Source organism: Sphingobium wenxiniae, assembly GCF_007830065.1.
GTDB lineage: Bacteria > Pseudomonadota > Alphaproteobacteria > Sphingomonadales > Sphingomonadaceae > Sphingobium > Sphingobium wenxiniae.
In genome coordinates this window covers 24800-51790 of the sequence record NZ_VLKK01000001.1, presented here as the reverse complement: position 1 = coordinate 51790, position 26991 = coordinate 24800, and the positions used below count along the sequence as shown (strand labels likewise).

Below are 26991 nucleotides of genomic sequence, written 5' to 3'. Positions count from 1 at the left end.
CCCCGTCGACAGGGAGCCGGGGCAGGGTTTGTCCCCTGTTGACCCGGCCCGGCTCCCGTCACCCGAAGCGATATCACATATCCCCTATCTGCCGCCTCAACAGCATCTCCACGGCAAACCGGTCGTTGCGACGCGCGAATCGCACATCTCCTCCGTGCATCCGGGCGACCGCCGCAACGAGGGACAGGCCGAGGCCGGCCCCCGCGATACCCCTTGCCGGGTCCAGGCGTCCGAAGCGGCGCAATGCCTCGGCTTCTCGTTCGGGCGCTATGCCCGTCCCTTCATCGGCCAGGCCGACAAGGACGACATCCCCTTCCTCCGCGAGATAGAGCGTCATCGTCCCCGCGCCATATTTGAGCGCATTGTCGATCAGGTTGGCCAGTGCCTGGCCCAATAGCTCGCGATGGACCGGCAGAGTTATGGGCACGTCGATGGATACGGCCAGGGCGCGCCCCTGTTCCTCGCTCAGCGGTTCGTACAGTTCCCTCATATCGATCAGCATGGCTCCCAGATCGGTCGCGACGAAACGGTCGTGCCCGATCCCCGCTTCCATCCGGCTGACCTCCAGCGCGGTTGCCAGCATCGCCAGCAATTGGTCCGCATCCCGGCTGATTCCGTCGATCGCCTCGCGCAGGACAATCGGGTTGTCCGACTGCATCGCCCGATCGATCCGAACCCGCAATCGGGTCAGCGGGGATCGCAGGTCGTGAGCTATGCTGTCCGTGACGGTGCGCAATTCGGCCAACAGCGCGCCAATCCGGTCGAGCATGGTGTTGATCGTGCGACCCAATGTGTCGAAACTGTCGCCCGATCCGTCGAGCGGCACGCGCCGGTCGATTTCACCTGCTCCTACTCGTGCCGCGGTGGCCGCGATATGCACGATCCGCCGATCGATGATGTGGACCACGAGCCAGGCGGCCACGACAGCAAGCGGCAGCGCCATCAGCAATGCGGTCACCAGCGCGCCCTCCACGGTCCGGCGGATCTGGTCGCTGTCGTCGGTGCTTTCCCCCACCAGCAGACGACGGCCATCCCGCAACCGCGCAGCGGCGATCGTGTAGGGCGCGGGGTCGGCGTCGCCAATACGATAGAGCTTCGCCTTGATCCCCGCCGTATCGGGGGGAATAACCGGAGGCCAGCCGGAAAGATTGCCTGCGATCCGGCTGCCATCGGCCCTGGCGAGCAGCAGGATGGCGTCGCTTTCGTCCTGCGTATGCGCGATGACGGCGCTGGCCAGCGCCCGATCACCTTCTTCCCGTCCAATTTCCAGCAACGTATCGCGGGTATCGCGCGCAATGGCATTGTCAGCGGCGTCCAGACTGGCGTGGACCAGTTGCGTCACCGACAGCAATAGCGCCGCGCCAAAGACCAGCTCCAGCAGCAGGATCAAGCCGATGAAGCGCGCGTGGGACGAGCGCAGCCAGCGCAGGGAGGACGCTGCGATCATGCTGCCCGCCTCATTCGCCCAACCGATAGCCCGCGCCACGCACGGTATGGATCAGGGGGCGGTCGCCGTCCGCATCGACCTTGCGTCGCAAGCGGCTGATATGAACGTCGATGACATTTGTGCCGGGGTCGAAATGATAATCCCACACGCCTTCCAGCAGCATCGTCCGGGTAACAACCTGGTCCGTATGCCGCAGCAGATATTCCAGCAATCGAAACTCGCGCGGTTGCAGGTCGATGGCGCGTTCGCCGCGCTTCACCTCGCGTTTGAGAAGGTCCATGCGCAGAGTGGCGCAGGTGAGGATCGTTTCCACATGCGTGCCGCTCCCCCGCCGCCGCATCAGGAGTTCGAGGCGCGCGAGCAATTCGGCGAAGGCGAAGGGCTTCACCAGATAGTCATCCGACCCTGCGGTCAATCCCGTCACCCGATCATCGACCGATCCCAGCGCAGACAACAGGATCGCCGGCGTTTCGATCCCCGCCGCCCGCAGCGCACCCAGCACCGCCAGCCCGTCCATGCCCGGCAGCATCCGGTCAAGGACGATCGCGTCATAGCCGCCATCGGTCGCCATAAAGAGTCCGTCGCGGCCATTGGCCGCATGGTCGCCGACATGGCCATGCTCGGCCAATCCCTTCAGGATGAAGTCAGCGGTCGTCCGGTCATCCTCGACCAGCAAAATCTTGCGACCCATGGGAGCGATCCTTCTAACCGACGCCGGTCTTGCCGCACTGCCAGATTATCGCCCGATAGGAAATGCCATGACGATCGAGTGTAAGGGCGATGGCGCAGCGCCCCGGCGCACGAACGAGTTTGCGCACGGCCGCCAGCCCCGTCACCGGCCGACCGGCAATGCTGGTCAATCGGTCTCCGACCGCGAGGCCATCGCGATCCGCGATACCTCCGCTGCGCAGGCTGGTGACGACGACGCGGTGCCGGTCGTCTTCGCCCAGCGTCAGGCCCATGCGGTTGCTGATGGCGACGGGGGCCGATGGTGCGCGCGCCAGTTGTGCCGCCAAGAAAAGGGGCGGAAGGGATGCCAATAGCATCGCAGTCGCGTAGAAAGGGCGCGCCGACCGGATCATGCCATTCTTCCTAGGCAAGGCGTCATGTCGCCGCACTGTCCGGCACATGACATAAAGTTCATGCAAACGTCACCGACCCGATGGATGCGCGCGCGTAGAAGGACGGCGATGGCAGGCCGGAGGTCCGATCGATGACGCGCGGGGATAAGCGATGGATGACGGCGGCGGGCGGGCTGCTGGCGGCGCTCCTGCTGGGGTTCGCCTGGCTCGGCTATCTGGGCTGCGACCCCTTTACGCCGATCCGCCCCGCCCATTACCGGCCGCAACCCGGCGCACCGGTCGCGATCCTGTGGTCGGGCGACATGGGGTTCCGCGTTGGCATGGGTCCGCGCGTCGCTGCAAGACTGGTCCGCGACGGCGTGCCAGTGATCGGCGTCAATTCGCTCAGCTATTTCCGCACGACCCGCACCCCATCCGACGCCACGGCGCTGTTGAAGGCAGCGATCGGACGGGCGCGCAGGATCAATCCACAGGCGCGGCTGCTGCTCGTCGGCCAATCCTATGGCGCGGACATGCTGCATGTCGCGCTGAGCGCCCTTCCACCCTCCGACCGTTCGGCCATCGCGCTGGTGGCGTTGGTGGTGCCTGGCGCAACGGTTGAATATCGGGCGTCACCGTCGGAAATCTTCACATTCGCCATGGCGGAAGCCGATGCGCTCCCCACCGCACGTCAACTCACCTGGACGCCGCTGCTGTGCATCCATGGCCGTGAAGAGGCGTCAAGCCTGTGTCCATTGCTGCATCAACGCAATGCGCAATCGGTCGGGCTGCCTGGCGGCCATCCGCTGCATGGCGATGTCGATGCCGTCTATGGCACGTTGCGCGCGGCGATGATGCGCGCTCACCTCATGGCAAGGCCGTGACGATGCGTAGCTTCGCCCTTTTGCCGATCGGCGCCAGCGCGCTGCTGCTGCTGCTGCTTCCCGGCACCGCCCTTGCCGCTGGCGCGGTCGAAGGGAATTGGGTCAACCCGCATGGCAGCGTGGTCGTCACGACGGGCGCCTGCCATAATGCGCTGTGCGGCTGGGTCCGCTGGGCTGACGCCACCGCGACCGCCGACGCCGCCGACGCGGGTGTCGCCCATCTGGCTGGCACCGAATTGCTACGGGATTATCACGCCCGCGGGCCGGGGCGTTGGGCCGGATATGTCTATGTGCCCGACAGGGGCCGCAGCTTTTACTCAACGATCGAGCAACTGGACGCCAATCGATTGAAGATATCCGGTTGCCTGCTGCGCGGCTGGCTGTGCAAAAGCCAGATATGGACTCGGCAACAGGGGTAAGGGCAGCATGACCGAGGGCATGACGGCAGCCCGCCTGCTCCAGCGGCATCGCACGATCCTGTCGGTCGGCGGCGTTCTGTTGCTGGCCGCGCTGGGCTTCGCGGCGCTCGATCACCTGTTGCAGGAGGTTCATTTGCATCAGGTTCGGCTCGCCTGGCATGCGCTGCCGATCACCAAGCTGCTGGCGGCGGCGGGGCTGACGGCGATAAGCTATCTGACGCTGACGCTATATGATGTGCTGGCGTTGCGGGCGATCGGCCGGCCGCTCCCCTATCGCACTGCCGCCCTTGCGTCTTTCACAAGCTATACGCTCAGCCATAATCTCGGCATTTCGCTGCTGACGGGAGGTTCGGCGCGCTATCGCATCTACAGTGCGGCCGGTCTCACCCTCAGCGATATCGCGCGGGTGGTGGCGATGGCGAGCGCGACCTTCTGGAGCGGCGTATTCGTGCTGGCGGGCGCCATGCTGGTGTGGCTTCCGCAGATGATGGCGAGCGGCGCGCCGGCGGGATCGGCGGAGATGCTGCGAGGGCTGGGCATGGTCCTGCTGCTGGCGATGGCGGGCCTGGTCGCCTGGGCGGGGCCGCGCGGTCGCACCATCAGGCTGCGCGGCTGGAGCGCGCCGGTTCCCCCAGCGACGGGCATCCTGGCGCAGATCGGCATTGGCATCGTCGATCTTGCCGCCGCCAGCGCCGCGCTGTTCATCCTTGTCCCCGGCGTCGGCGTCGCCCAATGGCCCACCTTCTTCATCGGCTATACGCTGGCGATCATCGCCGCCCTCGTCACCCATGTCCCCGGCGGCATCGGCATATTCGAGGCGGTGATGCTGGCCGCGCTGCCCGGCACGGATCGCCCGGGACTGATTGCCGCGCTGCTCGCCTACCGCCTGATCTATTATATCGCGCCGCTGCTCGTCGCCATCGCGATAGTCCTGGTCCAGGAAGGCAGGCGATGGCACAGGCCCATCGCGCGCACGCTGATCGGCATGCGAGCCGTCGCATCCGGCCTCGCGCCGACCATGATGGGTGCGCTGGTCTTTCTGGGCGGCGTCGTGTTGCTGGTGTCGGGATCGTTGCCGATCATGCCGGGCCGGGCCGCGATCCTCTCCACCCTGCTCCCTCTGCCGCTTACTGAAATATCGCATCTGGCGGGGAGCCTGGTCGGCGCCGCGCTGCTGATCCTGTCGGCCGGTCTCTATAGACGGCTCGATGGGGCCTTCTGGCTGACGCGGCTGCTGTTGATCGCGGGCGCGGCCTTTTCGCTGCTCAAGGGACTGGATTATGAGGAAGCGGCGGTCATGATCCTGATTGCAGGCGCACTGCAATGGACCCGTCCGGCTTTTTACCGTCGAACGCATCTGTTGGCGGAAGCCTTTTCGCCGGTTTGGCTGGCGACCGTCGCGGTGATGGTCGGCCTGTCGATCTGGATCGGTCTTTTCGCCTACAAGCATGTGGATTACCATAACGAGCTGTGGTGGCAATTTGCCGAGCGCGGCGATGCGTCACGCTTTTTGCGGGCAAGCTTTGCCGTGGCGATCCTGCTGACATGCGTCGCCTTCCTGCGGCTTTTCCGGCCTGCCAAACCGGCCCGGCAGGACGCGAATGCCGCCGTCGCGCCGAGCGAACAGGCCATGGCGCTAGCCCAGCGCGCCGACGCCAACCTTGCCTTTACCGGCGACAAGCGCTTCCTGTTGTCGGCCACTGGCCGGACGTTCCTGATGTATCAGATACGCGGCCATAGCTGGATCGTCATGGGCGATCCCGTGGGCGCGGAAGCGGAATGGAGCGATCTGCTCTGGACGCTGCGCGAGCGGGCCGATGCCGCGCAGGGCCGCCTGCTGCTTTATCAGATCAGTCCCGCCGCCTTGCCGCTGGCGATCGAACTGGGGTTGCAGATCAGCAAATATGGCGAAGAGGCGCATGTTCCCCTCGACGCCTTCACCCTTGAGGGGCCGGACGCCAAGCCGCTGCGCTATGCCGAACGGCGCGCGATGCGCGAAGGGGCGACCTTCGACATCGTAGCCGCCGCCGACCTGCCTGCGATCATGGACGAACTGGCCGAGATTTCCGCGCACTGGCTGGCGATCAAGCGCCATCGTGAAAAAGGGTTCAGTGTCGGACGCTTCGATCCAGCCTATATGGCGCATTTCGATTGCGCGGTCATACGCTGGCAGGGAAAGATCATTGCCTTCGCCAATATCTGGAAGACGCAGGATCGATCCGAACTGTCGGTAGACCTGATGCGCCACCGCGAGGACATGCCCTATGGCACGATGGATTTCCTGTTCATCCGTCTGATGCAATGGGGGCAGGCGCACGGCTATGCCTGGTTCAACCTGGGCATGGCGCCCCTTTCGGGGCTGGACGCGCGACGGCTGGCACCGTTCTGGTCGCGGCTGGGCGCGATGCTCTACCAGCATGGCAATGCGCTTTACGGCTTTGAAGGACTGCGCGCCTACAAAGAGAAGTTCTCGCCCGAATGGGAAGCGCGTTTCGTCGCAGGACCACAGGGGCTGACCTTCGCCCGCACCCTGATCGACCTGCAAGCACTGATCGGCAGTGGCGGAGGCGGCCAAGATGACGAACCTGCCATCCGCCCGTAAAAGCCGCGACGGCCGCGCCGACACATGATGCCTGCAATATTTCTAAAAATTCTATAATGATATCAAGGAGTAATGGCGGACAGGGTGGGATTCGAACCCACGGTGAGCGTAAACCCACGGCGGTTTTCAAGACCGCTGCCTTAAACCACTCGGCCACCTGTCCGTCGCCTGCTTCCTAGCGAACGCGCCGGGATTGCCAAGCGCAAAAAGGTCATAGCGTCGCTTCATCGCTATCGAACAAGAAGGGGATTCACGTCGCGCTTCCCATGTGCCAGAAAAGGGAGAGGGAGATTCTGATGCGTTCGTCCATCCTTTCGCTGTTCCTTGGCCTGGCTGCCCTGTCCGTTGGTCCCGCCATACCGCCTGCTTCCGCGCAAAATCAGGATGATGCGTCATTTCGCGCCTATCTGGAAAGTCTGCGTCCCAAGGCGCGCGCGATGGGCATTCGCGACGGGACGTTGTCCGGCGTGTTTTCGGCGCTTACGCCCAATCCACGGGTCATACAGCTGGACCAGAGCCAGCCCGGCGGCGGGGCCTATTCGCCCATTCCGGCCTTCGAACCCTATCGCGTGAAGCATGTCGACGCGGCGCGCATCGGACGGGGGCGCACCGCCTATCTGGCCAACCGCAGCCGCCTTGCGCGCATCGAGGCCGAAACCGGCGTGCCGGAGGAGATCATGGTCGCGATCTATGGGCATGAAACCAATTACGGTTCCTATACCGGCGATTTCGACCTGATCCGTTCACTCGCGACGCTGTCATGGGAGGGGAGGCGCCGCACCTTGTTCGAGCCGGAATTGCTGGCGACATTGAAGATGCTGGACAATGGCGTGCCGCGCAGCCGGCTGGTGGGAAGCTGGGCCGGCGCCACCGGCTATCCTCAATTCCTGCCGTCGGTTTATCTTCGGCTGGCGAAGGACGGCGACGGCGACGGCAAGGCGGATATCTGGAGCAGCGAAGCCGACACGCTTGCTTCCATCGCCAATTATTTCGTTCATGCCGGTTGGCGGCGGGGCCAGCCCTGGGGCGTGGCGGTTTCCGTCCCCGCCAATTTCAGCCGCGCGTCGGTTTCGGCGCGAACGGCCCCGGCACGCTGCCCGCGCGTGTTCAACAGGCATAGCCGCTGGCTCAGCATGGCGGAATGGCGGCGGCTGGGCCTGGTCCCTTCAAGGGGAGGATGGCCGGCCGACAATGTGATGGCCACGCTGCTGGAGCCGGACGGGCCGGGCAAGACGGCCTATCTGCTGACCAGCAACTATCGGGCGATTCTCGACTATAACTGCTCGAATTTCTATGCCTTGTCCGTGGGCCTGCTGGCCGATGCCGTCCGGCAATGATCTCATCCCCGCGAGGGCTTTGAGAAAGCGCAAATCGTGGCTAATGATGCCTTTCCGTTTCCAGGCCCGTTACCTCGAATCCCTATAAGCGAAGGCAGCTTCATGAACAAATCCGTTGCAGCGATCCTCTTTGTCGGTTTGCTCGCTTCGCCGCTGACCGCGGCCGCGCCTCCCTATACCAGCGAGGCGCCGATCGCTTATCTCAAGGATCTGTCCTCGGGCGCGGTTCTGTATGACAAGGGCGGGGAAACGCGGATTCCGCCGGCTTCCATGGCCAAGATGATGACGGCCCATGTCGCCTTCCGCATGATCCAGAAAGGCGAATTGAAGCTCGACACCAAGTTCACGGTGCGCCCGGAAACATGGCAGAGATGGCATGGTCCCCAGGCCGGGTCCACGATGTTCCTGTCCGTTGGCGAGCAGGTGTCGGTCGAAAACCTGCTGCATGGCATCGTGACGCTTTCGGGCAATGATGCGTGCGTCGTGCTGGCCGAAGGCATTGCGGGGACGGAGCAGGCTTTCGTCGCACTGATGAATCAGGAAGGCGAACGGCTGGGCCTCAAGAACAGTCATTTCGGCACCAGCAACGGCTGGCCCGACGAAGGCGTCACCTATGTCACCGCCGAAGATCTGGCGAGGCTGGCCCAGGCGACGATCGAGGAAACGCCCGATCTCTACAAGAAATTCTATGCCACCAAGTCGTTCACCTGGGGCAAGACCATGGGCGGACAGGATATCGAGCAGGCGAACCGCAACCCGATATTGGGGAAGATCGCGGGCGCGGACGGATTGAAGACCGGGCATACGCAGGAGGCCGGGTTCGGCTTTACCGGGTCGGCCGAGCAGGATGGCCGTCGTCTGGTGATGGTCGTCGCCGGATTGCCGACCTTCAACGGCCGAATCGCCGAATCCGTCCGCTTCATGGATTGGGGTTTCAAGGCGTGGAAGGTCCAGCCGCTTTTCCGCAAGGGGCAGACCGTTGAAACCGCCGAAGTCCAGTTGGGGAGCGCCACCAGCGTGCCCCTGGTGGCGCCGCAGAATCTGGCCGTGACCCTGCCCCGCACCGCGTCGACGAATATCAGCGTGAAGGTGGCCTATACCGGCCCGATCAAGGCGCCGATCAGGAAGGGCGACAAGGTTGCCGAACTCATTGTTTCAACGCCTGACACGCCGCCGCAGATCATGCCGCTCGTCGCCGGCGAGGATGTGGGCGAGGCGGGGGTTTTCGGACGGCTCTGGAACGGCCTGAAATCGTTGTTCGGGTGAGACCCGCGCGCTTCATTTCGCTCGAAGGCGGGGAGGGCGTAGGCAAATCGACCCAGTTGCGCGCGCTGGGGGCGGTTCTCCGCGCGCGCGGAATGGAAGTTGTGGAAACGCGCGAGCCGGGCGGCAGCCCGGGCGCCGAAGCCATTCGCCACATGCTGCTGACAGGCGCGGCGGATCGCTGGTCGGCGCGCGCGGAAGCATTGCTCTTTGCCGCCGCGCGCGCTGATCATGTGGAAAAGACCATTCGTCCCGCCTTGCAGCGCGGAGCCTGGGTGCTGTCCGACCGCTTTCTCGACAGCAGCCGCGCCTATCAAGGCATGGGTGAGCTGACCGACGAGGACATATTGACGCTCCATCGCATCGGCAGCGCGGGTTTCTTGCCCGACCGGACGTTCATCCTGATGTTGCCGGAGGGGGAGGCCGAAAGCCGCGCCTACAGCCGGGACGGCGACGGCAGCGACCGCATAGGAGGCCGCGACAGCGCATTTCACCGGCGGGTCTCACAATCCTTCGCCCGCTTCGCCGCGATAGAAGCCGACCGCGTCCGTCCGATCGACGCGTCGGGCGAAGCCGCAGCCGTGACGGCGCGTCTGCTTCGGGAACTGGAGGACCTGCTGCCGTGACATTTCCTCTGGGTCATGATGCGCAGGCCCGAATGTTGCTGGCCGCGGCCGAGAGCGGCCGGATGCATCATGGCTGGATTCTCGCGGGACCGGCCGGCATCGGCAAGGCGAGCTTCGCCCGCGCCCTGGCGATGCGGCTGCTTGCGGACGCCGCCGGTCCTCCCATCGCCGGGGAAGGCCATGATGTGCCCCAGGGGCATCCCGTCCGGGCCTTGATGGAGGCGAATGCGCACCCCGATTATGCCGAACTGGCCCTGCTCGAAAAGGATGGCGTGCTGGCCCGCAATATCGGCGTGGACCAGATACGGGGCCTTCAGCGCCTCATTCAATCGGCGCCCTCGCTGTCGGCTCGCCGCATCGTCGTCATCGACAGCGCCGACGACCTGGAACGAAGCGCGGCCAACGCGCTGCTCAAGAATCTGGAGGAACCGCCGGCGGACATGCTCTTCCTGCTGGTATCCCATGCGCCGGGCCGGTTGTTGCCGACCATTCGATCCCGTTGCCGCACCTTGCGTTTCGGACCCTTGCAGGACGATGCCATGCGGTCTGCCCTTTCGATGACGGAACCCGCGCCGAAGGACGGGGAGATCGAAACGCTGCTGTCCGTCGGCGAAGGTTCGCCGGGCAAGGCGCTGCGCTATGCCGGTCTCAATCTTGCGGAGATAGAGGGGATATTGCAATCGATCGCCACGCAAGGCGACCCGGACAACCGGTGGCGGCTGACGCTGGCGAAGATGCTGTCGGGAAAGCCCGCCCGTCCCCGCTATGAGGCTTTTCTCGAGCGGGCGCCCGCCTTCATCGCGCAAACGGCGCGATTGCGGGAGGGCGCGGCGCTGGGCGCGGCGCTGGGCCATTGGGAAGCGGCGCGGCAACTGGCGGGCGGCGCGGTCATACTTTCGCTGGAGCCGGGGGCGGTCGTTTTCGAAATCGCTGGCCATGTCGCGGCCCTCGCTCCACAAGGCAACTGACGCATCGAGCGGAAAAGCGGACTTTCCGCGACGCGCAACACTCGCTAGGGAAGGCGCATGTCGCAGCCCTACACCATCACGACCGCCATCAGCTATCCCAACGGCCGCCCCCATATCGGCCACGCCTATGAGGTGATCGCCACCGACGCGATCGCCCGTTTCCAGCGCATGATGGGCCGCGATGTCTTCTTCCAGACCGGCACGGACGAGCATGGCCTGAAAATGGCCCAGACCGCGCGTGACCGCGGCATCGAGCCGAAAAATCTGGCGGAAGAAATGTCTGGATATTTCAAGGAGATGAACAACAAGCTGAATATCAGCTATGATCGGTTCATTCGCACCAGCGAGCCGGATCACCACCGCGCGAGCCAAGCCATGTGGCAGGCCATGCAGGCGAATGGCGACCTGTATCTGGGCCGCTATGAGGGATGGTATTCGGTCCGCGACGAGGCCTTTTATGACGAGAAGGAACTGAGCGAAGGGGAGGGCGGACAGAAGCTCTCGCCCCAGGGCACACCCGTCGAGTGGACGGTGGAGGAAAGCTGGTTCTTCCGGCTCTCCGCCTATCAGCAGAAGCTGCTCGACCTTTATAACGGCCAGCCCGATTTCATTCAGCCCGACAGCCGCCGCAATGAGATCATGCGCTTCGTCGAAGGCGGCCTGTCCGATCTCAGCGTTTCCCGCACGAGCTTTGACTGGGGCGTGAAGGTGCCGGGCAGCGACGGCCATGTCATGTATGTCTGGGTCGATGCGCTCACCAATTATCTCACCGGCTGCGGCTATCCGGACGATGCCGGACGCATGGCCCGATACTGGTCCGAAGGCGGCGATATCACGCATATCATCGGCAAGGATATCGTGCGTTTTCATACCGTTTACTGGCCGGCTTTCCTGATGAGCGCGAATCTGCCGCTGCCCAGGCATGTCTTCGGCCATGGCTTCCTCCTGAACCGGGGGGAGAAGATGTCGAAGTCGCTGGGCAATGTCGCCGATCCGATGGAACTGGCGGAGCGCTTCGGCGTCGATCAACTTCGCTATTTCCTGCTTTCCGAAGTGACGTTCGGCAATGACGGCAGCTATAGCGCGGAAGCCATTGTCGCCCGCTCCAACAGCGATCTGGCCAACAGTTTCGGCAATCTCGCCCAGCGCACCTTGAGCTTCATCGTAAAGAATCTCGATGGGCGCTTGCCCGCGCCCGCGCCGCAGGACGTGGACAGGGACCTTCTGAAGGCCGTCGCCGACGCGACGGGCAATTTTCAGAAGGCCATGGCGGACCTGGCGCCCTCCGTTGCGATCGAGGGCTGGATGCGCGGGGTTTTCGCCTGCAACGCCTATATCGACGCCCAGGCCCCATGGGCGTTGCGCAAGACCGATCCGGCCCGGATGGAAGCGGTCCTTGCCACCTTGTATGAAGCGATCGCCAGCCTGGCCATCATGATCCACCCCGTCATCCCAGCCAGCGCCGCCGCTCTGCTGGATCAGATGGGGATAAGCGACGACGCACGGGATTATGCCGCCATCGTTGCGGACCGTTATGCGGATCTGCGCGCCTCGGGCTTTACCCTCAGCCCTCCCAAGCCGCTCTTTCCCCGATTGGAACTGACGGAAACGGACGCCTGACACCATGCTGATCGACAGCCATTGTCATTTGAATTACAAAGGATTGGTCGAAGATCAGCAGAATGTGCTTGAACGCGCGCGCGGCGCGGGCGTCGACCTGATGCTCAACATCGCCACGCGCGAAAGCGAGTGGGACGATGTGCTGGGCACGGCGCTGCGCGAGCCGGATGTCTGGGCAACCGTAGGCATTCATCCGCATGAAGCGGACGAGCATCCCCATGTCGACACCGCCAAGCTGATCGAGCGGGCGGCGCATCCCCGCGTGATCGGCATAGGCGAAACCGGCCTGGATTATTATTACGACCATAGCGACCGGGACCGGCAGCAAAGCAGTTTTCGCGCGCATATCGCCGCCGCGCGGGAAACCGGCCTGCCGCTGATCGTGCATACGCGGGAGGCGGAGGACGATACGCTGGCGATCCTGCGCGAGGAGATGGGGAAGGGGGCATATGGCGGCGTCATCCATTGCTTCACCGCCAGCGGGGCCTTTGCCGATGCGGCGTTGGAACTTGGCCTCTACATCAGCATTTCGGGTATTGTGACCTTCAAGAACGCCAGGGACCTTCAGGAAACGGCGGCGCGCCTGCCGCTGGATCGCCTTCTGGTGGAAACGGATTCCCCCTTTCTCGCGCCCGTGCCCCATCGCGGCAAATCCTGCGAGCCTGCCTATGTCGCCGACACCGCCCGTTTCCTGGCCCATCTGAGGAATGAGAGCATCGAGGAACTGGCAAAAGCCACTTCGGCGAATTTCCATACGCTTTTCAGCAAGATCGGCAGAAGCCCGGCCTCATGAGCTTGAGGCTCGTCATATTGGGCTGCGGCACGTCGTCGGGAGTTCCCCGGATCGGCAATGACTGGGGAACCTGCGATCCTCACGAGCCGCGAAACCGCAGGACGCGCGTGTCCATTCTTGTCGAGAGTCCGACGACGCGCCTTCTGGTCGATACCTCGCCGGATATGCGCGCGCAGTTGCTGGCGGCGGATGCGGCCAATCTGGATGCGGTGCTGTGGACGCACGATCATGCCGATCATTGTCACGGACTGGACGATCTGCGGCAGGTCTATCACTATCGGGGGACGCCCGTGCCCGCTTATGCCCGCGCCGAAACGCTTGGCGCGCTGCGCCAGCGTTTCGGCTATGCCTTTGAGGGGCGCGGGGGCTATCCGCCCATCGTCGAAGACCACGCGCTTCCCGACCGCCTCACCATCGGCGATATCGATATTCATTGCGTGGACCAGCCGCATGGGGACATTCTGTCCACAGGCTTCCGCTTCACCCATGGCGGACGCACGATAGGCTATGCCACGGATTTCCACGAATTGACGCCGGCCATGCTGACCCTGTTCGACCGGCTGGACATATGGGTCGTGGACGCGTTGAGGGCAAAACCGCATCCGACCCACGCGCACCTTGCCCTGGCGCTGGAGGGAATCGCCGCCGCGCGCCCGAACCGGGCCATTTTGACGCATATGGACAACAGCATGGATTATGCGACCTTGCGCCGCACGCTGCCCGAAGGCGTCGAACCGGGCTATGACGGCATGGTCGTGGAATTGAGCGACGGGGAGGGGGCTTCCTGATGGATGTGGGAACGGATCAGGCGATGTCGGGCATCTGGTATCTGCTCGCAATTGTCCTCGTCGGTTCCGCGCTGCTGACGCGCCGTATGCCGCTGGGCGGTATGATGCGGATGGCGCTTTTGTGGGTGGCGATTTTCGCCATTCTGCTCATGCTGTTCAATCTGGCGCAAAAATCGGGGATTTTCATGGAGAGTGCCCACACGCCATCCACGGCAAAGGAGGATGACGACCATCCCGTCGCGCCTCAAACCCGGATCGATGGCGACCGCATCCGTATAGCGGTATCTTCCGACGGGCATTATTGGGTGGACGGCGCCGTCAACGGCACGCCGACCCGCTTCCTGATCGATAGCGGCGCAAGCGTCACCGCCCTGTCGGAACAGGCGGCGCGAGCGGCCGCGCTCAACATCGATCCAGCGCAATCTTCCGTCACCATGATGACCGCCAACGGCCATGTGAAGGCGCAAAGGGCGCGGATCGCGACCCTGACGATCGGACCTGTTCGGACGAGCGACCTGGATATCGTCGTGTCGCCGGCCTTTGGCGACGTGAACGTCATCGGCATGAACATGCTGTCCCGCCTTAAAAGCTGGGGCGTGGAAAATGGCGAGATGGTTTTGACGCCATGACGGCAGCGCCGGACCAGCGGCAAAGGTTGAAGGCGATTATCGGCGGTTCGACGGGCAATCTGGTCGAATGGTATGACTGGTATGCCTATTCGGCCTTCACCCTCTATTTCGCGCCGCATTTTTTTCCCAGCGAGGACCGGACCGCACAGTTGCTGAGCGCCGCCGGAATCTTCGCCGTCGGTTTCCTGATGCGCCCCATCGGCGCCTGGCTGATGGGCATCTACGCGGATCGGCACGGCCGCAAGAGCGGTCTTACCCTGTCCGTATCGCTCATGTGCGTGGGATCGCTGCTGATCGCGGTGACGCCGGGCTACGAGAAGATCGGCGTAGGTGCGCCGCTCCTGCTCGTCCTCGCCCGCCTGCTGCAAGGATTGTCCATCGGCGGGGAATATGGCGCCAGCGCCACCTATCTGTCCGAGATGGCGGGAAGACACCACAGAGGTTTTTTCTCCAGCTTCCAATATGTGACGCTGATCGCGGGCCAACTCGTCGCGATATGCGTGCTGCTGATATTGCAGCAGATGCTGACGGAGGCTCAATTGGACGCATGGGGCTGGCGCATACCCTTCGCCATCGGCGGAGCGTTGGCCGTCATCGTCTTCTGGCTGAGACGCGGCCTGACGGAAACACAAAGCTATGTCGTCGCGCGGGCGGAAGGCGGGCCGCGATCCGGCCTGGTCGAATTGCTGCTGCGGCACCCTGGCGAAACCGTGACTGTCATGTTCCTGACTGCGGGAGGGACCATCGCCTTCTACGCCTATTCCATCTACATGCAGAAATTCCTGGTCAATACGAGCGGCATGAGCCGGGAAACCGCGTCCCAGATCAATGCGGCCACCCTGTTCCTCTTCATGCTGATTCAGCCGCTGGCCGGCGCGCTATCGGACAGGATCGGCAGAAAGCCTCTCATGGTCGGCTTCGGCGTGTTGGGCGTCCTTTGCACCTATCCGATCTTCGCCACGCTGAGCCGGACGACCGATCCGTGGGTCGCAGGCGCGCTGGTGATGGCGGGGCTTGTCATCGTCAGCGGCTACACGTCGATCAACGCCGTTGTGAAAGCCGAACTTTTCCCGGCGCATATCCGCGCGCTGGGGGTCGCTCTGCCTTATGCGCTGGCCAATACGCTGTTTGGCGGCACCGCGGAATTCGTTGCGCTCTGGTTCAAGCGCAACGACATGGAAAGCGCATTCTACATCTATGTGACCGTGATGATCGCCATTTCGCTGACGGTCTATATCCGGATGCGGGATACAGCGAAGCACAGCCGCATTCTGGAAGACTGAGCGTAGACCGAAATTCGCGCGCTTCGATCATTAGTGATTTAACATAATATATATTATCGAACTATAAGGATCAGAGAGGCGCTCCATCCTTCTCCAAGGCAAAGCGCCGTTTCGATGATGCCCGGACCCGCGCCGCCATCAGGCGCGGCCGTACAGCCTGGCCAGTTCGATGATCTCGCGGGCTGTCTTGACGTGCGCGATGTCGATATGCTCGCCGTCGTAGATGACCGATGCGCGCCCATTGGCCATGGCTTCATCCAGAGCGTCGATCATGCCCTTGTAGAACGCGACCTCGTCCTCGGTCGGGCTGTAGACGTCGTTGATGATCTCGACATTGGTCGGGTGCAAGGCCAGTTCTCCGTTCATGCCGAGCTGACGGTCGGCTTGCGAAGAAGCCTTCAGCCCTTCCAGATCCTTTACCTGCTGCCACACGCCGCCGATGGCCAGCTTGCCCGCGGCTCTGGCGGCCATGACGACGCGCGACTTGAGGTAGAGCGTTTCGCGGCCTTCGGGCGACCACACAAAGCCAAGCGCGCGGGCGACGTCGGCATTCTTGGCGGTGGAGCCGACGATGGCGGAAACGCGCGGATGCTGGGCGATTTCATAGGCCAGTTGCATCGAACGCGCGCTTTCCAACAGCGGGATAACATGGATCGAGCCATTGGGCAGGCCGTTGCGCATTTCGGCTTCGGCCAGCATCTGAGACGCGACATGAACATCTTCCGGGCCGCAGGGCTTGGAGATAAAGATGCCCTCCAGACCCGGCTGGACAACGGCAAGGATGTCTTCGAAATCATAAAGGTGGGGCGTGCGGTTGATGCGGACCCAGACCCGCTGGCCCTGCTCCACCACCCATTTCAGCCTGCCCGCGACGATGCCGCGCGCTTCGATCTTCTGGGCGTGTGGAACGCTGTCCTCAAGGTCGAGGATCAGCGCGTCGGCGCCGGAGTTGATGGACCTTTCGATCCAGCTTTCCTTGTTGCCGGGGACGAACAGAAATGATCTGACTGGAATCATGGCATCCTCATCTAAAGGGGCAGGTTAGCAGTTGGCGCTTTCGCGCCTAGCCTGATTTTCCCGGCTATGCGCAGAGTCAGGAAGCCGTGGCGGGCTTCTGTAGGAAATGATCCCCTGCCCTTTGCCAGCCTTGCGACGATCCGCCGTATGCGGGACAGATAAACAGATAAAGAGCCGCATTTTTCTACCGTAAAACTCTGGATATTCCCGCGCCGCGCCGCAATGATGGAATATGGCCGGTGCGATCAACCCTCAAAGCTTCAGCGATTCCCTCGTCATTCTCGGCGCCGCCGGTCTGGTCATCCCCGGATTTGCCCGTTTCCGCGTCAGCCCGGTGATCGGCTTCATCCTGGTCGGCCTCGCGGTCGGTCCGGCCGGCCTCGGATCGCTGGTGGGCGAATATCCCTGGCTCTATCATGTCACCATATCCAACCAGCAGGCGATAGAGCCCTTTGCCGAACTTGGCGTCATATTATTGCTGTTTTCCATAGGGTTGGAACTGAGTTTCCGTCGCCTGTGGACGATGCGAACGCAGGTGTTCGGCGTCGGCGCGGCGGAACTGATCGGCAGCGGCCTGCTGATCGCGGCGGGCCTCTATATCCTGGGCCAGCCCACGGCGGGCGCCATCGGCCTGGGCCTCGCGCTCGCCCTGTCCTCGACCGCCGTGGTGCTCCCCATGGTCGGCACCCAGAGTGCGGTGGGGCGCGCGGCCTTTTCCATGCTGCTGTTCGAGGACCTGGCGCTCGTCCCCATCATCTTCATGCTGGGCGCACTTGCCCCCTCCGTCGCCGCCAGCCCGGACGGGGCTTGGGGCGAGCTGGCAAGCACGCTGCTCAAGGGCGGCGTCACCATCGCCGTCATGCTGGTGCTGGGGCGCGTTTTCCTGCCCCATATCTTCAGCCAGGCCGCCCGCACCAAGAGCCCGGAGGTCTTCCTTGCCGCCAGCCTTCTGGTGGTGATCGTCTCCAGCCTCGCCACATCCATCGCGGGACTGTCGCCCATCGTCGGCGCGCTGCTGGCGGGCCTGCTGATCGCCGAAACCGAATATCATGGCGAGGTCGAGGTGATGACCGCGCCCTTCAAGGGGCTGGCGCTGGGCGTTTTCCTCATCACCGTGGGCATGAGCCTCGATGTCCGCGTCATCCTCGCCAACTGGCAGAGCCTGGTGCTGGCGGTCGTCGGCGTCATCCTCGCCAAGACGCTGGTGACGGCGGCGCTCCTCTATTTCTCCGGCGCGCGCAAAGGCGTGGCGCTGGAGGTCGGCGTGCTGATGTCCAGCCCGTCGGAAACCACCCTGATCGTGCTGTCGGCGGCGGCGGCGGCCAAGCTGATCCTGCCGTCCACCGCCGCCTTCTGGCAGATTGTGACCGCCATCGGCCTCACCATCACGCCCCTGCTCGCCCGCATCGGCCACGACATCGCCCGTCGCCTCGAAATGGCGCTGGGCGAGGAAGCGGTGGAAGTGAAAGAGGAACTGATAGAGGCGGCGGCCGTCGTCATCGGTTTCGGGCGCGTCGGCCGCATGGTCTGCGACCTGCTCAAGATGCACAAGCAACGCTTCATCGTGGTGGAATCCGATCCGGATGTGGTGGCCGAAGCCCGTCGTAGCGGCTATCCGATCCTTTTTGGCGACGTGTCCCGAGCGGAGATGCTCGACCGGCTGCGGCTGGGCCATGCCCGCGCGCTGATCCTGACGATGGACGATCCGGTGCTTTCGGTCCGCGTGACCAAGCGGGTGCGCGGCTGGGTGCCCGACCTTCCCATCATCGCCCGCGCCCGCGATACCGAACATGCGGCCCAGCTTTACCGGGCGGGCGCGAGCGACGCCGTGCCCGAAACGCTGGAAAGCTCGCTGCAACTGGCGGAAACCGCGCTGGTCGACCTGGGCGTCGCGATGGGTCCGGTGATCGCCTCCGTCCACCAGATGCGCGAAGATCTGCGCATCGGGATCAAAGACGCCGCCCAGCTCGAAAACGCCCCGAAACTGCGCCGGCTGCGCGCCGATGAGGTGCCTTGACCGGTATGCACTGTGTCGCCTGCCCGGTGACGGGAGGCGACGCGGATGTCAGGCCGGAACCTTCGCCAGCGCGCCCTTCACGGCTTCGATGGCGTCTTGCGCCTTGTCGCCGTCCGGACCGCCGCCCTGCGCCATGTCGGGGCGCCCGCCGCCGCCCTTCCCGCCCAGAGCCTCGACGCCCGCGCGGACCAGATCGACCGCGCTGATGCTCCCGATGAGATCGTCGGTCACGCCCACGGCGATGCTCGCGCGGCCGTCGGTGACGGCCAGCACGGCGGAAACGCCGCTGCCCAGCGTCGCCTTGTTCTGATCGACAATGCCGCGCAATTCTTTGGGGTCCAGCCCCTCGATCACCTGCCCCAGGAAGCTGACATGGCCCACCTGCTCCGGCCCCGCGGCCTGCGCTGATCCGCCACCGCCAAGGGCAAGCGCCTTCTTCGCGTCGGCCAGCTCGCGTTCCAGCTTGCGGCTCTGTTCGACCAGGGCGGCGATGCGGGCCGGCACCTCCTCCGGCGTGGTCTTGAGCGCCGCCGCGGACTGCCGCAGCCGATCCTCCCGGTCGGACAGCCACAGGCGCGCGGCCTCGCCCGTCAGCGCCTCGATCCGGCGAACGCCCGATGAAACCGCGCTTTCCGAAACGATCTTGAACAGCGCGATGTCGCCCGTCGCCCGGACATGGGTGCCGCCGCACAGTTCCACGGAGTAGCCATGCTCATCGCCCTTGCCCATGGAAAGGACGCGGACCTCATCGCCATATTTCTCGCCGAACAGCGCCAGCGCGCCCGCCGCCACGGCATCGTCCGGCGTCATGAGGCGCGTGGTGACGGCTTCATTATGGCGGATCTGCTCGTTGACATCGGCTTCGACGGCCGCGATCTGCCCGTGCGTCAGCGCTTCGGGATGCGAGAAGTCGAACCGCAGGCGATCCGGCGCGACAAGGCTGCCCTTCTGCGTCACATGCGCGCCCAACCGCTTGCGAAGCGCCGCATGAAGCAGGTGGGTCGCGCTGTGATTGGCGCGCAGCCGGTCGCGGCGGTCCCCATCGACGCTCAGATGCACGGTGTCGCCGACCTTGATGCTGCCCGCGCTGATCTTCGCCCTGTGCGCGTTCAGGCGGCCCAGCGGCTTGGCGGTATCGGACACCTCGGCAACCAGCCCGGCCTGCGAGGAGATGGCGCCCGCGTCGCCCATCTGCCCGCCGCTTTCGCCGTAGAAAGGCGTCTGGTTGGTGATGACGGTGACTTCATCGCCCGCCGCAGCGGAGTCGACCCGCGCGCCGTCCTTGACCAGCGCCAGCACTTCGCCTTCGCCCTCTGTCGAGTTGTAGCCGATAAATTCGGTGCTTCCCGTGCTTTCCGCGATGTCGAACCAGATTTCGTCCGACGCCTTTTCGCCCGAACCCTTCCAGGCGGCGCGGGCGGCGGCTTTCTGCTCGGCCATCGCCTTGTCGAAGCCGTCCCGGTCCACGCCCAACCCGCGCGAACGCAGCGCGTCCTCGGTGAGGTCATAAGGGAAGCCATAGGTGTCGTAGAGCTTGAACGCCGTCTCGCCCGGCAACGTCCCGCTCTCGCCAAGACCGGCGGTAGCTTCGTCGAGCAGTTTCAGGCCGTTTTCCAGCGTCTTGCGGAAACGCGTTTCCTCCCGCAGCAGCGTTTCCTCGATCAGCGGCTGCGCGCGCACCAGTTCGGGATAGGCCCCGCCCATTTCGGACACGAGGCCGCCGACGAGGCGATACATCAGCGGCTCCTTCGCGCCGATGATATGGGCGTGGCGCATCGCGCGGCGCATGATCCGGCGCAGGACATAGCCCCGGCCCTCATTGGCGGGCAGCACCCCGTCCGCGATCAGGAAGCTGGTCGAGCGGAGGTGGTCCGCGATGACGCGATGGCTCGCCTTATACTCGCCGTCGGTCGCGGTGCGGGTCAGCGCGCCCGATTCCGCGATCAGCGCCTTGAAGGTGTCGGTGTCGTAATTGTCGTGCACCCCCTGCATGACGGCGGCGATGCGCTCCAGCCCCATGCCGGTGTCGATGCTGGGCCTAGGCAGATTGCCGACGATCTCGTTCGCTTCCTGCTCGAACTGCATGAAGACGAGGTTCCATATCTCGACGAAACGATCGCCATCCTCTTCCGGCGATCCGGGAGGGCCGCCCCAGATATGCTCGCCATGGTCGTAGAAAATCTCCGAGCAGGGACCGCACGGGCCGCTGTCGCCCATGGCCCAGAAGTTGTCCTTCGTCGGGATGCGGATGATCCTGTGATCGGGCAGGCCCGCGATCTTCTTCCACAGGTCGAACGCCTCGTCATCGGTGTGATAGACCGTCGCGGTCAGCTTTGCCGCCGCAAGCCCCCACTCCTTCGTCAACAGCGTCCAGGCATGGAGAATCGCCTGTTCCTTGAAATAGTCGCCGAAGCTGAAATTCCCCAGCATCTCGAAAAAGGTATGATGCCGCGCGGTGTAGCCGACATTGTCGAGGTCGTTATGCTTGCCGCCGGCGCGCACCGACTTCTGGCTGGAGGTCGCCCGCGTATAAGGCCGGGTTTCAAGGCCCGTGAAGACATTCTTGAACGGCACCATGCCCGCATTGACGAACATGAGCGTTGGGTCGTTATGCGGCACCAGTGGCGCCGACGGGACGATGGTGTGGCCGTTCGCTCCGAAATATTCGAGGAAGGATCGGCGAATGTCGTTGGTGGAGGTCATGGAGGCGATTTAGTGGGAAGCGCCCCGGCGCACAAGCGGGGCTTTTCATCGCATCGTCGATTGGATCGTCTGGCGGGACGGGCGGCGTTGGCGCCGCCGCCCCTCCCCTCCTTCAACCCGCCGCCTTCACGCGCGCGCGATACTGGTGCAGCAGCGGTTCAGTGTAGCCGTTGGGCTGCGCCACTCCTTCAAAAACCAGCGCGCGGGCGGCCCGATAGGCGAGGCTTTCGTCCTCATGGCCGCTCATCGGCTTATAGAGGGGATCGCCCGCATTCTGCGCGTCGACCTTTGCCGCCATGCGTTTGAAGGCGGCGTCGATCTGGCCTGCCGTGCAGACGCCGTGCAGCAGCCAGTTGGCCATATGCTGCGAGGAAATGCGAAGCGTCGCGCGATCCTCCATCAGGCCGACGTCATGGATATCGGGCACCTTCGAGCAGCCGACGCCCTGATCCACCCAGCGCACGACATAGCCCAATATGCCTTGCGCGTTATTGTCCAGTTCCTCGGCGATTTCCTCGGCCGACCAGTTGCGGCCGGAGGCGGCGGGAACGGTCAGCAGCTTTTCGAGCGGCGCTATGGGTTCGGCGCGCCGTTCGGCCTGACGGGCGAAGACATCGACCTGATGATAGTGCGTCGCGTGGAGCGTCGCGGCGGTCGGCGACGGCACCCAGGCGGTGTTCGCGCCGCTCCTGGGATGGCCGATCTTCTGTTCCAGCATATCGGCCATGCGGTCGGGCGCGGCCCACATGCCCTTGCCGATCTGCGCGCGCCCCGAAAGGCCGCAGGCGAGGCCGATCTGGACATTCCGGTCTTCATAGGCCGCGATCCAGTCGCTCGCCTTCATCTCGCCCTTGCGGATCATGGGACCGGCGCGCATCGCCGTGTGCATCTCATCCCCCGTGCGGTCGAGGAAGCCGGTGTTGATGAAGATGATCCGGCCCTTCACCGCCTCGATGCAGGCGGCAAGATTGGCGGAGGTGCGGCGCTCCTCGTCCATGACGCCGACTTTCAGCGTATGGCGGGCGAGGCCCAGCATGTCCTCGATGGCGTCGAACAAGCGGTTGGTGAAACCCACTTCCTCCGGCCCGTGCATCTTGGGCTTGACGATATAGACGCTGCCTGAGCGGCTGTTGGCGAAGCCGCCCTTGCGCTGGAGGTCGTGCATCGCGATCAGGCTGGTGACGATGCCGTCGAGAATGCCTTCGGGCGCTTCGCGGCCGTCGGGCAGGAGAATGGCGGGCGTCGTCATCAGATGGCCGACATTGCGGACCAGAAGCAGGCTACGGCCGGGCAAGGTGAAGCTGCCGCCGTCGGGCGCGGTATAGCTGCGGTCGGCGTTGAGGGCGCGGGTCATCATCGCGCCATTCTTTTCGAAGGTGTCGGTGAGGTCGCCTTGCATCAGGCCCAGCCAGTTGGCATAGGCGGCGACCTTGTCCTCCGCATCGACGGCGGCGACGGAGTCCTCAAGGTCGCAGATGGTGGTCAGCGCGGATTCGAGGATCACATCGGCAATGCCCGCCGGATCGTCCTTGCCGATGGGATGATCGCGGTCGAACACGACTTCGATGTGAAGTCCGTTGTGGCGGAACAGGCGCCCCTTCCCGTTCTTGCCGCGATACTGGGTCGGATCGGCAAGGGAAATGCCTTCCGCATCGGTGAGACCCGCCCAACTGCCGCCGGCGAGCGGGACAGCCTGATCGAGAAACGCCTTTGCCCAGGCGATGACCTGCGCGCCGCGCCCGGCGTCATAGCCCTTCCCCGCCGGAGCGCCAGGGATGGCATCCGTGCCATAGAGCGCGTCATAAAGGCTGCCCCAGCGCGCATTGGCGGCGTTGAGGAGGAAACGGGCGTTGAGGATCGGCACGACAAGCTGCGGTCCGGCAAGGCGGGCGACTTCATCGTCGACATTGTCGCTGGTGACGGTGAAGGGCGCGGATTCGGGGACGAGATAGCCGATTTCCTGGAGGAAAGCGCGCAAGTCCGCCGCGTTGCCGGGTTGGCCCGCGCGGTCGCTGTAGAAGGCGTCGATCCGACTCTGGAGATTATCGCGCTTGGCGAGCAGGGCCGCGTTTTTCGGGGCGAATCGGGCGAAGATCGCCGCCGCGCCGGACCAGAAGGCCGGCGCGTCGATGCCGGTGCCGGGAAGGACGCGCTCTTCGATGAAGGCGGCGAGGGGCCGGGCGACCTGAAGGCCGGCTTTGTCGATCATGTTCGTCATGCGATGCTCCTTTGCCATAGAGCATAGACGGTCCGCATTATGTGCAGTAGGGGATATTATATAAATTCAGAATTTCCTGTGGTGAAATTATGATGGACCCGGATTACGATCTCTTCGCCGCCATAGTGGAGGAAGGCGGACTGGCCGCAGCAGGGCGGCGGCTCCGCATTTCGCCCGCCATGGTGTCGAAGCGGCTGGTGCGGCTGGAAGAGAGGCTTGGCACGCGGCTCATCCATCGCACCACGCGGCGGCTGGCGCTGACTGCGGCGGGCGAGCGGCTGCATGACGATCTGCGCGAGATCATGACGGCGCTGGAGGCGGCGGAACGGCGCGTGTCGGGCGCTTGCGAGGAGGCTTCGGGAACGATCCGGATCACCGCGCCCACCTCCTTCGGGCGGATGCATGTCGCGCCCTGGCTGGGGCGGTTCATGGATGAGCATCCGCGCGTCGCCCTGCATATCGACCTGTCGGACGACTATGCCGACCTGCTGGCGAGCCGCGCCGACCTTGCCATCCGCATCACCGTCGATCCGGGGCCTGGCCTTGCGGCGCGGCGGCTGGCGACCAACCGGCGGATAGTGTGCGCCGCGCCCGCCTATCTGGAGCGGTTCGGTGTTCCGCGGGATATCGCCGATCTCAGGAAGCATCGGCTGCTGGCGGCGGAAGGGCAGTTGCCATGGCGGCTGATCGGCCCCGACGGCCCGGTGGCCGTGGACGGGGTGAGCCATGTCGGCACCAACAGCAGCGAAGTCGTGCGCGAACTGGCCATGGCGGGCGCGGGGGTGGCGCTGCGTTCGCTCTGGGACATAAGCGAGGCGTTGGCCCTGGGTCAGGTGCGGCAGATCCTTCCCCGGTTCGAAGGGTCGGCGGATGTAGGGCTGTTCGCGGTCCACCTGCCCCAGCCCCATCCGCCGCTGGCATTGAGCGCCTTTATCGACTTTCTGGCGGGATTATATCAGCCGGCGCCGCCCTGGGAGCGGACGGCCATTGCCCCGGCGGCGCAGGACTTCTAAGGCTCCCCCCATGGACGACAATACCCGCCGCGCCGCGCTCGACTATCACCGCTATCCGCAACCCGGAAAGCTCCGCATCGAACCGACTAAGCGCATGGTCAACCAGCGCGACCTGGCGCTGGCCTACTCGCCGGGCGTCGCGGCCCCCTGCATGGAGATCGCGGCGGACCCGGACAAGGCGTTGGATTATACCGCGCGCGGCAATCTGGTCGCCGTGATCTCCAATGGGACGGCGGTGCTGGGGCTGGGCGCCATCGGCGCGCTGGCGTCCAAGCCGGTGATGGAGGGCAAGGCGGTTCTCTTCAAGAAATTCGCCGATATCGATGTGTTCGACATCGAAGTCGATACGACCGACGCGGACAAGTTCGTCGAAGCCGTGGCGTTGCTGGAACCGACTTTCGGCGGCATCAATCTGGAGGATATCAAGGCCCCCGAATGCTTTGCCATCGAGGCGCGATTGAAGGAACGGATGAACATTCCGGTCTTTCACGACGACCAGCATGGCACCGCCATCGTCGTGGCGGCGGCGGTTCGCAATGCGCTGGTCTTGCAGGGCAAGACGCTGGCGGAAGCGCGGCTGGTGACGTCGGGCGCGGGCGCGGCGGCGCTGGCCTGCGTCGACCTGCTGGTGTCCATGGGCCTGCCGGTCGACAATGTGACGATGACCGACAAGGACGGCGTGATCCATTCGGGGCGCGAGGGCATGTTGCCCAACATGGCCCGCTATGCCCGCGTGACCAATGCGCGGACCTTGCCGGACGTGCTGCCGGGGGCGAACATCTTCCTGGGGCTTTCCGCGCCGGGGGTGTTGAAGCCGGAATGGCTGCCCCTGCTGGCGGACAATCCGCTGATCTTCGCGCTCGCCAACCCGGAACCGGAAATCCTGCCCGACGTGGCGCGCGCGGCGCGGCCGGACGCCATCGTCGCGACGGGGCGCTCGGACTTTCCCAATCAGGTCAATAATGTCCTGTGCTTCCCCTACATCTTCCGGGGCGCGCTGGATGCCGGGGCGACGCAAATCAACGAGGCGATGAAGGCGGCGGCGGCGGAAGCCATCGCCGCCCTCGCCCGCCTGCCCGCGCATGACGATGTGGCGCAAGCCTATGGCGGGCGGAAGCTGGCGTTCGGGCCGGACTATATCATCCCCACGCCTTTCGACCCGCGCCTGATCGCGGAGATCGCGCCCGCCGTCGCCAAGGCGGCCATGGACAGCGGCGTGGCGAAGCGGACGCTGGACCTGGACGAATATCGCCGCGCACTGACGCGGCAGAACACGCGGTCGGGGCAACTCATGCTGCCGGTGTTCGAGGCGGCGCGGGGCACGCACCGCCGCATCGTCTATGGCGAGGGCGAGGATACGCGCGTGCTGCGCGCCATTCAGGACGCGCTGGACGAAGGCATTGCGCGCCCCGTGATTATCGCGCGGCGGCGGGTGTTGGAGCAGAAGCTGCCCGAACTGGGGCTGCGCTTTGAACTGGACCGGGATGTCGAGGTGATCGACCCCGAAACCGATCATGGCGTCATGCAGCAACTGGTCGAAGGCTATAGCGCGGTCGCGGCGCGCAAGGGCGTGCCCACGGCCGAGATATTGCGCCATGTCTATCGGCGGCCCACGGTGACCGCCGCCATGCTGCTGCGCCTGGGCAAGGTCGACGCAGCGCTGGTCGGGGGCAATTCGGAATATTGGGGACAGGTCGAACATGTACTGCGGATCATCGATCGGGTGCCGGGTCATACGCGTGCTTATGCGCTGTCCGGCCTGATCCTGGACGCGGGCGCGCTGTTCATCACGGACAGCCATATGGTGCCCGATCCGACGCCGGAGCAGGTCGCGGAAATGACCCTGCTGGCGGCAACGGAATTGCGCTATTTCGGGTTGAAGCCGCGCGCGGCTTTGCTGTCGCACTCCAATTTCGGGGCTTCGCACAGCCCCAGCGCGCGCAAGATGCGCGCGGCGCTAAAGCTGGTGCGCGAAGCCGCGCCCGATCTGGAAGTGGACGGCGAAATGCACGCAGACGCGGCGCTCAGCCAGCCGCTGCGGGAGCGGCTGGTCCCCGATTCGCGCTTCGAAGGGTCGGCGAACCTGCTGGTCATGCCCAATCTGGATTCGGCAAACATCACGCTGACGGCGCTGGCGGCTTCGTCCAGTTCGCCCACGGTGGGGCCGATGCTGATGGGCCTTTCGCAGCCGATCCATGTGCTGACGCCGGGCGTCACCTCACGCGGCATATTGAACCTGACGGCGATCGCGGCGGCGGAAGTGGCGCGGGAAGGCTGACCTTAACCTTTTTCCATCACACTCC

The 26991-nt window shown here is 64.5% G+C and carries 21 protein-coding genes and 1 tRNA gene; 15 read left to right on the top strand and 7 right to left on the bottom strand.

Going from position 1 to position 26991, the window contains the following annotated elements; translation table 11 throughout:
- Nucleotides 1-73: 73 nt before the first annotated feature.
- From IQ35_RS00265 to IQ35_RS00255, 3 genes are read right to left on the bottom strand one after another with little or no spacing between them, the layout of a single operon-like run.
- Nucleotides 74-1447, bottom strand: coding sequence for a sensor histidine kinase (locus tag IQ35_RS00265; protein WP_021246607.1), 1374 nt, complete (start codon nt 1445-1447; stop codon nt 74-76).
- A 10-nt stretch (nt 1448-1457) separates the two neighbouring features.
- Nucleotides 1458-2138, bottom strand: a complete 681-nt coding sequence (locus IQ35_RS00260) for a winged helix-turn-helix domain-containing protein (protein WP_021246608.1) — start codon at nt 2136-2138, stop codon at nt 1458-1460.
- A 13-nt stretch (nt 2139-2151) separates the two neighbouring features.
- Complete coding sequence (locus IQ35_RS00255) at nt 2152-2529, bottom strand: PDZ domain-containing protein (protein WP_021246609.1); 378 nt, start codon at nt 2527-2529, stop codon at nt 2152-2154.
- Nucleotides 2530-2660: 131 nt separating this feature from the next.
- Here IQ35_RS00255 and IQ35_RS00250 point away from each other — a divergent pair, with 131 nt between their 5' ends.
- The 3 genes from IQ35_RS00250 to mprF are packed head-to-tail and all read left to right on the top strand — an operon-like array spanning nt 2661 to nt 6413.
- Entirely contained in the window at nt 2661-3392 is a 732-nt protein-coding gene (locus IQ35_RS00250) for an AcvB/VirJ family lysyl-phosphatidylglycerol hydrolase (protein ID WP_145071526.1), read from the top strand.
- Between the two features lie 2 nt (nt 3393-3394).
- Entirely contained in the window at nt 3395-3811 is a 417-nt protein-coding gene (locus tag IQ35_RS00245; protein ID WP_145071524.1) for a DUF2147 domain-containing protein, read from the top strand.
- A gap of 19 nt (nt 3812-3830) precedes the next feature.
- Nucleotides 3831-6413 (top strand): bifunctional lysylphosphatidylglycerol flippase/synthetase MprF, encoded by a 2583-nt coding sequence (gene mprF, locus IQ35_RS00240; RefSeq protein WP_145071522.1) that lies wholly within the window; start codon nt 3831-3833, stop codon nt 6411-6413.
- A gap of 73 nt (nt 6414-6486) precedes the next feature.
- On the opposite strand, the gene IQ35_RS00235 is transcribed toward mprF, so the two are convergent.
- Nucleotides 6487-6576 (bottom strand) — tRNA-Ser (locus tag IQ35_RS00235).
- A gap of 133 nt (nt 6577-6709) precedes the next feature.
- Between IQ35_RS00235 and IQ35_RS00230 the strand changes: the two genes are divergently transcribed.
- From IQ35_RS00230 to IQ35_RS00190, 9 genes are all read left to right on the top strand, one after another.
- The gene (locus IQ35_RS00230) at nt 6710-7750 is read left to right on the top strand and encodes a lytic murein transglycosylase (protein WP_145071520.1); all 1041 of its coding nucleotides are present in this window, start codon (nt 6710-6712) and stop codon (nt 7748-7750) included.
- 102 nt (nt 7751-7852) lie between these two features.
- Complete coding sequence (locus IQ35_RS00225; protein ID WP_145071518.1) at nt 7853-9016, top strand: D-alanyl-D-alanine carboxypeptidase family protein; 1164 nt, start codon at nt 7853-7855, stop codon at nt 9014-9016.
- Entirely contained in the window at nt 9013-9639 is a 627-nt protein-coding gene (tmk, locus tag IQ35_RS00220) for a dTMP kinase (protein ID WP_145071516.1), read from the top strand. The genes IQ35_RS00225 and tmk overlap by 4 nt, the downstream gene beginning before the upstream one ends.
- Complete coding sequence (locus tag IQ35_RS00215; protein WP_145071514.1) at nt 9636-10607, top strand: AAA family ATPase; 972 nt, start codon at nt 9636-9638, stop codon at nt 10605-10607. Before tmk ends, IQ35_RS00215 begins: the two co-directional genes overlap by 4 nt.
- A gap of 57 nt (nt 10608-10664) precedes the next feature.
- Nucleotides 10665-12227 carry a methionine--tRNA ligase gene (metG, locus tag IQ35_RS00210; RefSeq protein ID WP_145071512.1) on the top strand — a complete coding sequence of 521 codons (1563 nt, stop codon included), beginning with the start codon at nt 10665-10667 and terminating at the stop codon, nt 12225-12227.
- A gap of 4 nt (nt 12228-12231) precedes the next feature.
- On the top strand, nt 12232-13020 hold the full coding sequence (locus IQ35_RS00205) for a TatD family hydrolase (RefSeq protein ID WP_021246618.1): 789 nt from the start codon (nt 12232-12234) through the stop codon (nt 13018-13020).
- On the top strand, nt 13017-13808 hold the full coding sequence (locus tag IQ35_RS00200; RefSeq protein WP_031292072.1) for an MBL fold metallo-hydrolase: 792 nt from the start codon (nt 13017-13019) through the stop codon (nt 13806-13808). The genes IQ35_RS00205 and IQ35_RS00200 overlap by 4 nt, the downstream gene beginning before the upstream one ends.
- Nucleotides 13808-14437: a retropepsin-like aspartic protease family protein gene (locus IQ35_RS00195; RefSeq protein ID WP_021246620.1), complete on the top strand. Its 630-nt coding sequence runs from the start codon at nt 13808-13810 to the stop codon at nt 14435-14437. Before IQ35_RS00200 ends, IQ35_RS00195 begins: the two co-directional genes overlap by 1 nt.
- Nucleotides 14434-15720 (top strand): MFS transporter, encoded by a 1287-nt coding sequence (locus IQ35_RS00190; protein ID WP_021246621.1) that lies wholly within the window; start codon nt 14434-14436, stop codon nt 15718-15720. Before IQ35_RS00195 ends, IQ35_RS00190 begins: the two co-directional genes overlap by 4 nt.
- Before the next feature lie 138 nt (nt 15721-15858).
- Here the strand turns inward: IQ35_RS00190 and IQ35_RS00185 are convergent, their stop codons facing one another.
- Nucleotides 15859-16737, bottom strand: a complete 879-nt coding sequence (locus tag IQ35_RS00185; protein WP_145071510.1) for an HpcH/HpaI aldolase/citrate lyase family protein — start codon at nt 16735-16737, stop codon at nt 15859-15861.
- Between the two features lie 232 nt (nt 16738-16969).
- Here IQ35_RS00185 and IQ35_RS00180 point away from each other — a divergent pair, with 232 nt between their 5' ends.
- Nucleotides 16970-18754, top strand: a complete 1785-nt coding sequence (locus tag IQ35_RS00180; RefSeq protein ID WP_021246623.1) for a cation:proton antiporter domain-containing protein — start codon at nt 16970-16972, stop codon at nt 18752-18754.
- A 48-nt stretch (nt 18755-18802) separates the two neighbouring features.
- Here the strand turns inward: IQ35_RS00180 and alaS are convergent, their stop codons facing one another.
- Together alaS and IQ35_RS00170 are read right to left on the bottom strand one after the other, a co-directional pair.
- Nucleotides 18803-21457 carry an alanine--tRNA ligase gene (gene alaS, locus IQ35_RS00175; RefSeq protein ID WP_145071508.1) on the bottom strand — a complete coding sequence of 885 codons (2655 nt, stop codon included), beginning with the start codon at nt 21455-21457 and terminating at the stop codon, nt 18803-18805.
- 112 nt (nt 21458-21569) lie between these two features.
- Nucleotides 21570-23675, bottom strand: a complete 2106-nt coding sequence (locus IQ35_RS00170; protein WP_145071506.1) for a malate synthase G — start codon at nt 23673-23675, stop codon at nt 21570-21572.
- 89 nt (nt 23676-23764) lie between these two features.
- On the opposite strand from IQ35_RS00170, the gene IQ35_RS00165 reads away from it, so the two are divergent.
- Complete coding sequence (locus IQ35_RS00165) at nt 23765-24688, top strand: LysR family transcriptional regulator (protein ID WP_021246626.1); 924 nt, start codon at nt 23765-23767, stop codon at nt 24686-24688.
- A 10-nt stretch (nt 24689-24698) separates the two neighbouring features.
- The gene (locus tag IQ35_RS00160) at nt 24699-26966 is read left to right on the top strand and encodes an NADP-dependent malic enzyme (protein ID WP_145071504.1); all 2268 of its coding nucleotides are present in this window, start codon (nt 24699-24701) and stop codon (nt 26964-26966) included.
- Nucleotides 26967-26991 lie beyond the last annotated feature (25 nt).

Bases quoted from the DNA above. Each gene is read 5' to 3' on its own strand.
- IQ35_RS00265 (WP_021246607.1), bottom strand. From the start codon at position 1,447: ATGATCGCAGCGTCCTCCCTGCGCTGGCTGCGCTCGTCCCACGCGCGC.
- IQ35_RS00260 (WP_021246608.1), bottom strand. From the start codon at position 2,138: ATGGGTCGCAAGATTTTGCTGGTCGAGGATGACCGGACGACCGCTGAC.
- IQ35_RS00255 (WP_021246609.1), bottom strand. From the start codon at position 2,529: ATGATCCGGTCGGCGCGCCCTTTCTACGCGACTGCGATGCTATTGGCA.
- IQ35_RS00250 (WP_145071526.1), top strand. From the start codon at position 2,661: ATGACGCGCGGGGATAAGCGATGGATGACGGCGGCGGGCGGGCTGCTG.
- IQ35_RS00245 (WP_145071524.1), top strand. From the start codon at position 3,395: ATGCGTAGCTTCGCCCTTTTGCCGATCGGCGCCAGCGCGCTGCTGCTG.
- mprF (WP_145071522.1), top strand. From the start codon at position 3,831: ATGACGGCAGCCCGCCTGCTCCAGCGGCATCGCACGATCCTGTCGGTC.
- IQ35_RS00230 (WP_145071520.1), top strand. From the start codon at position 6,710: ATGCGTTCGTCCATCCTTTCGCTGTTCCTTGGCCTGGCTGCCCTGTCC.
- IQ35_RS00225 (WP_145071518.1), top strand. From the start codon at position 7,853: ATGAACAAATCCGTTGCAGCGATCCTCTTTGTCGGTTTGCTCGCTTCG.
- metG (WP_145071512.1), top strand. From the start codon at position 10,665: ATGTCGCAGCCCTACACCATCACGACCGCCATCAGCTATCCCAACGGC.
- IQ35_RS00205 (WP_021246618.1), top strand. From the start codon at position 12,232: ATGCTGATCGACAGCCATTGTCATTTGAATTACAAAGGATTGGTCGAA.
- IQ35_RS00200 (WP_031292072.1), top strand. From the start codon at position 13,017: ATGAGCTTGAGGCTCGTCATATTGGGCTGCGGCACGTCGTCGGGAGTT.
- IQ35_RS00195 (WP_021246620.1), top strand. From the start codon at position 13,808: ATGGATGTGGGAACGGATCAGGCGATGTCGGGCATCTGGTATCTGCTC.
- IQ35_RS00190 (WP_021246621.1), top strand. From the start codon at position 14,434: ATGACGGCAGCGCCGGACCAGCGGCAAAGGTTGAAGGCGATTATCGGC.
- IQ35_RS00185 (WP_145071510.1), bottom strand. From the start codon at position 16,737: ATGATTCCAGTCAGATCATTTCTGTTCGTCCCCGGCAACAAGGAAAGC.
- IQ35_RS00180 (WP_021246623.1), top strand. From the start codon at position 16,970: ATGGCCGGTGCGATCAACCCTCAAAGCTTCAGCGATTCCCTCGTCATT.
- alaS (WP_145071508.1), bottom strand. From the start codon at position 21,457: ATGACCTCCACCAACGACATTCGCCGATCCTTCCTCGAATATTTCGGA.
- IQ35_RS00170 (WP_145071506.1), bottom strand. From the start codon at position 23,675: ATGACGAACATGATCGACAAAGCCGGCCTTCAGGTCGCCCGGCCCCTC.
- IQ35_RS00165 (WP_021246626.1), top strand. From the start codon at position 23,765: ATGATGGACCCGGATTACGATCTCTTCGCCGCCATAGTGGAGGAAGGC.
- IQ35_RS00160 (WP_145071504.1), top strand. From the start codon at position 24,699: ATGGACGACAATACCCGCCGCGCCGCGCTCGACTATCACCGCTATCCG.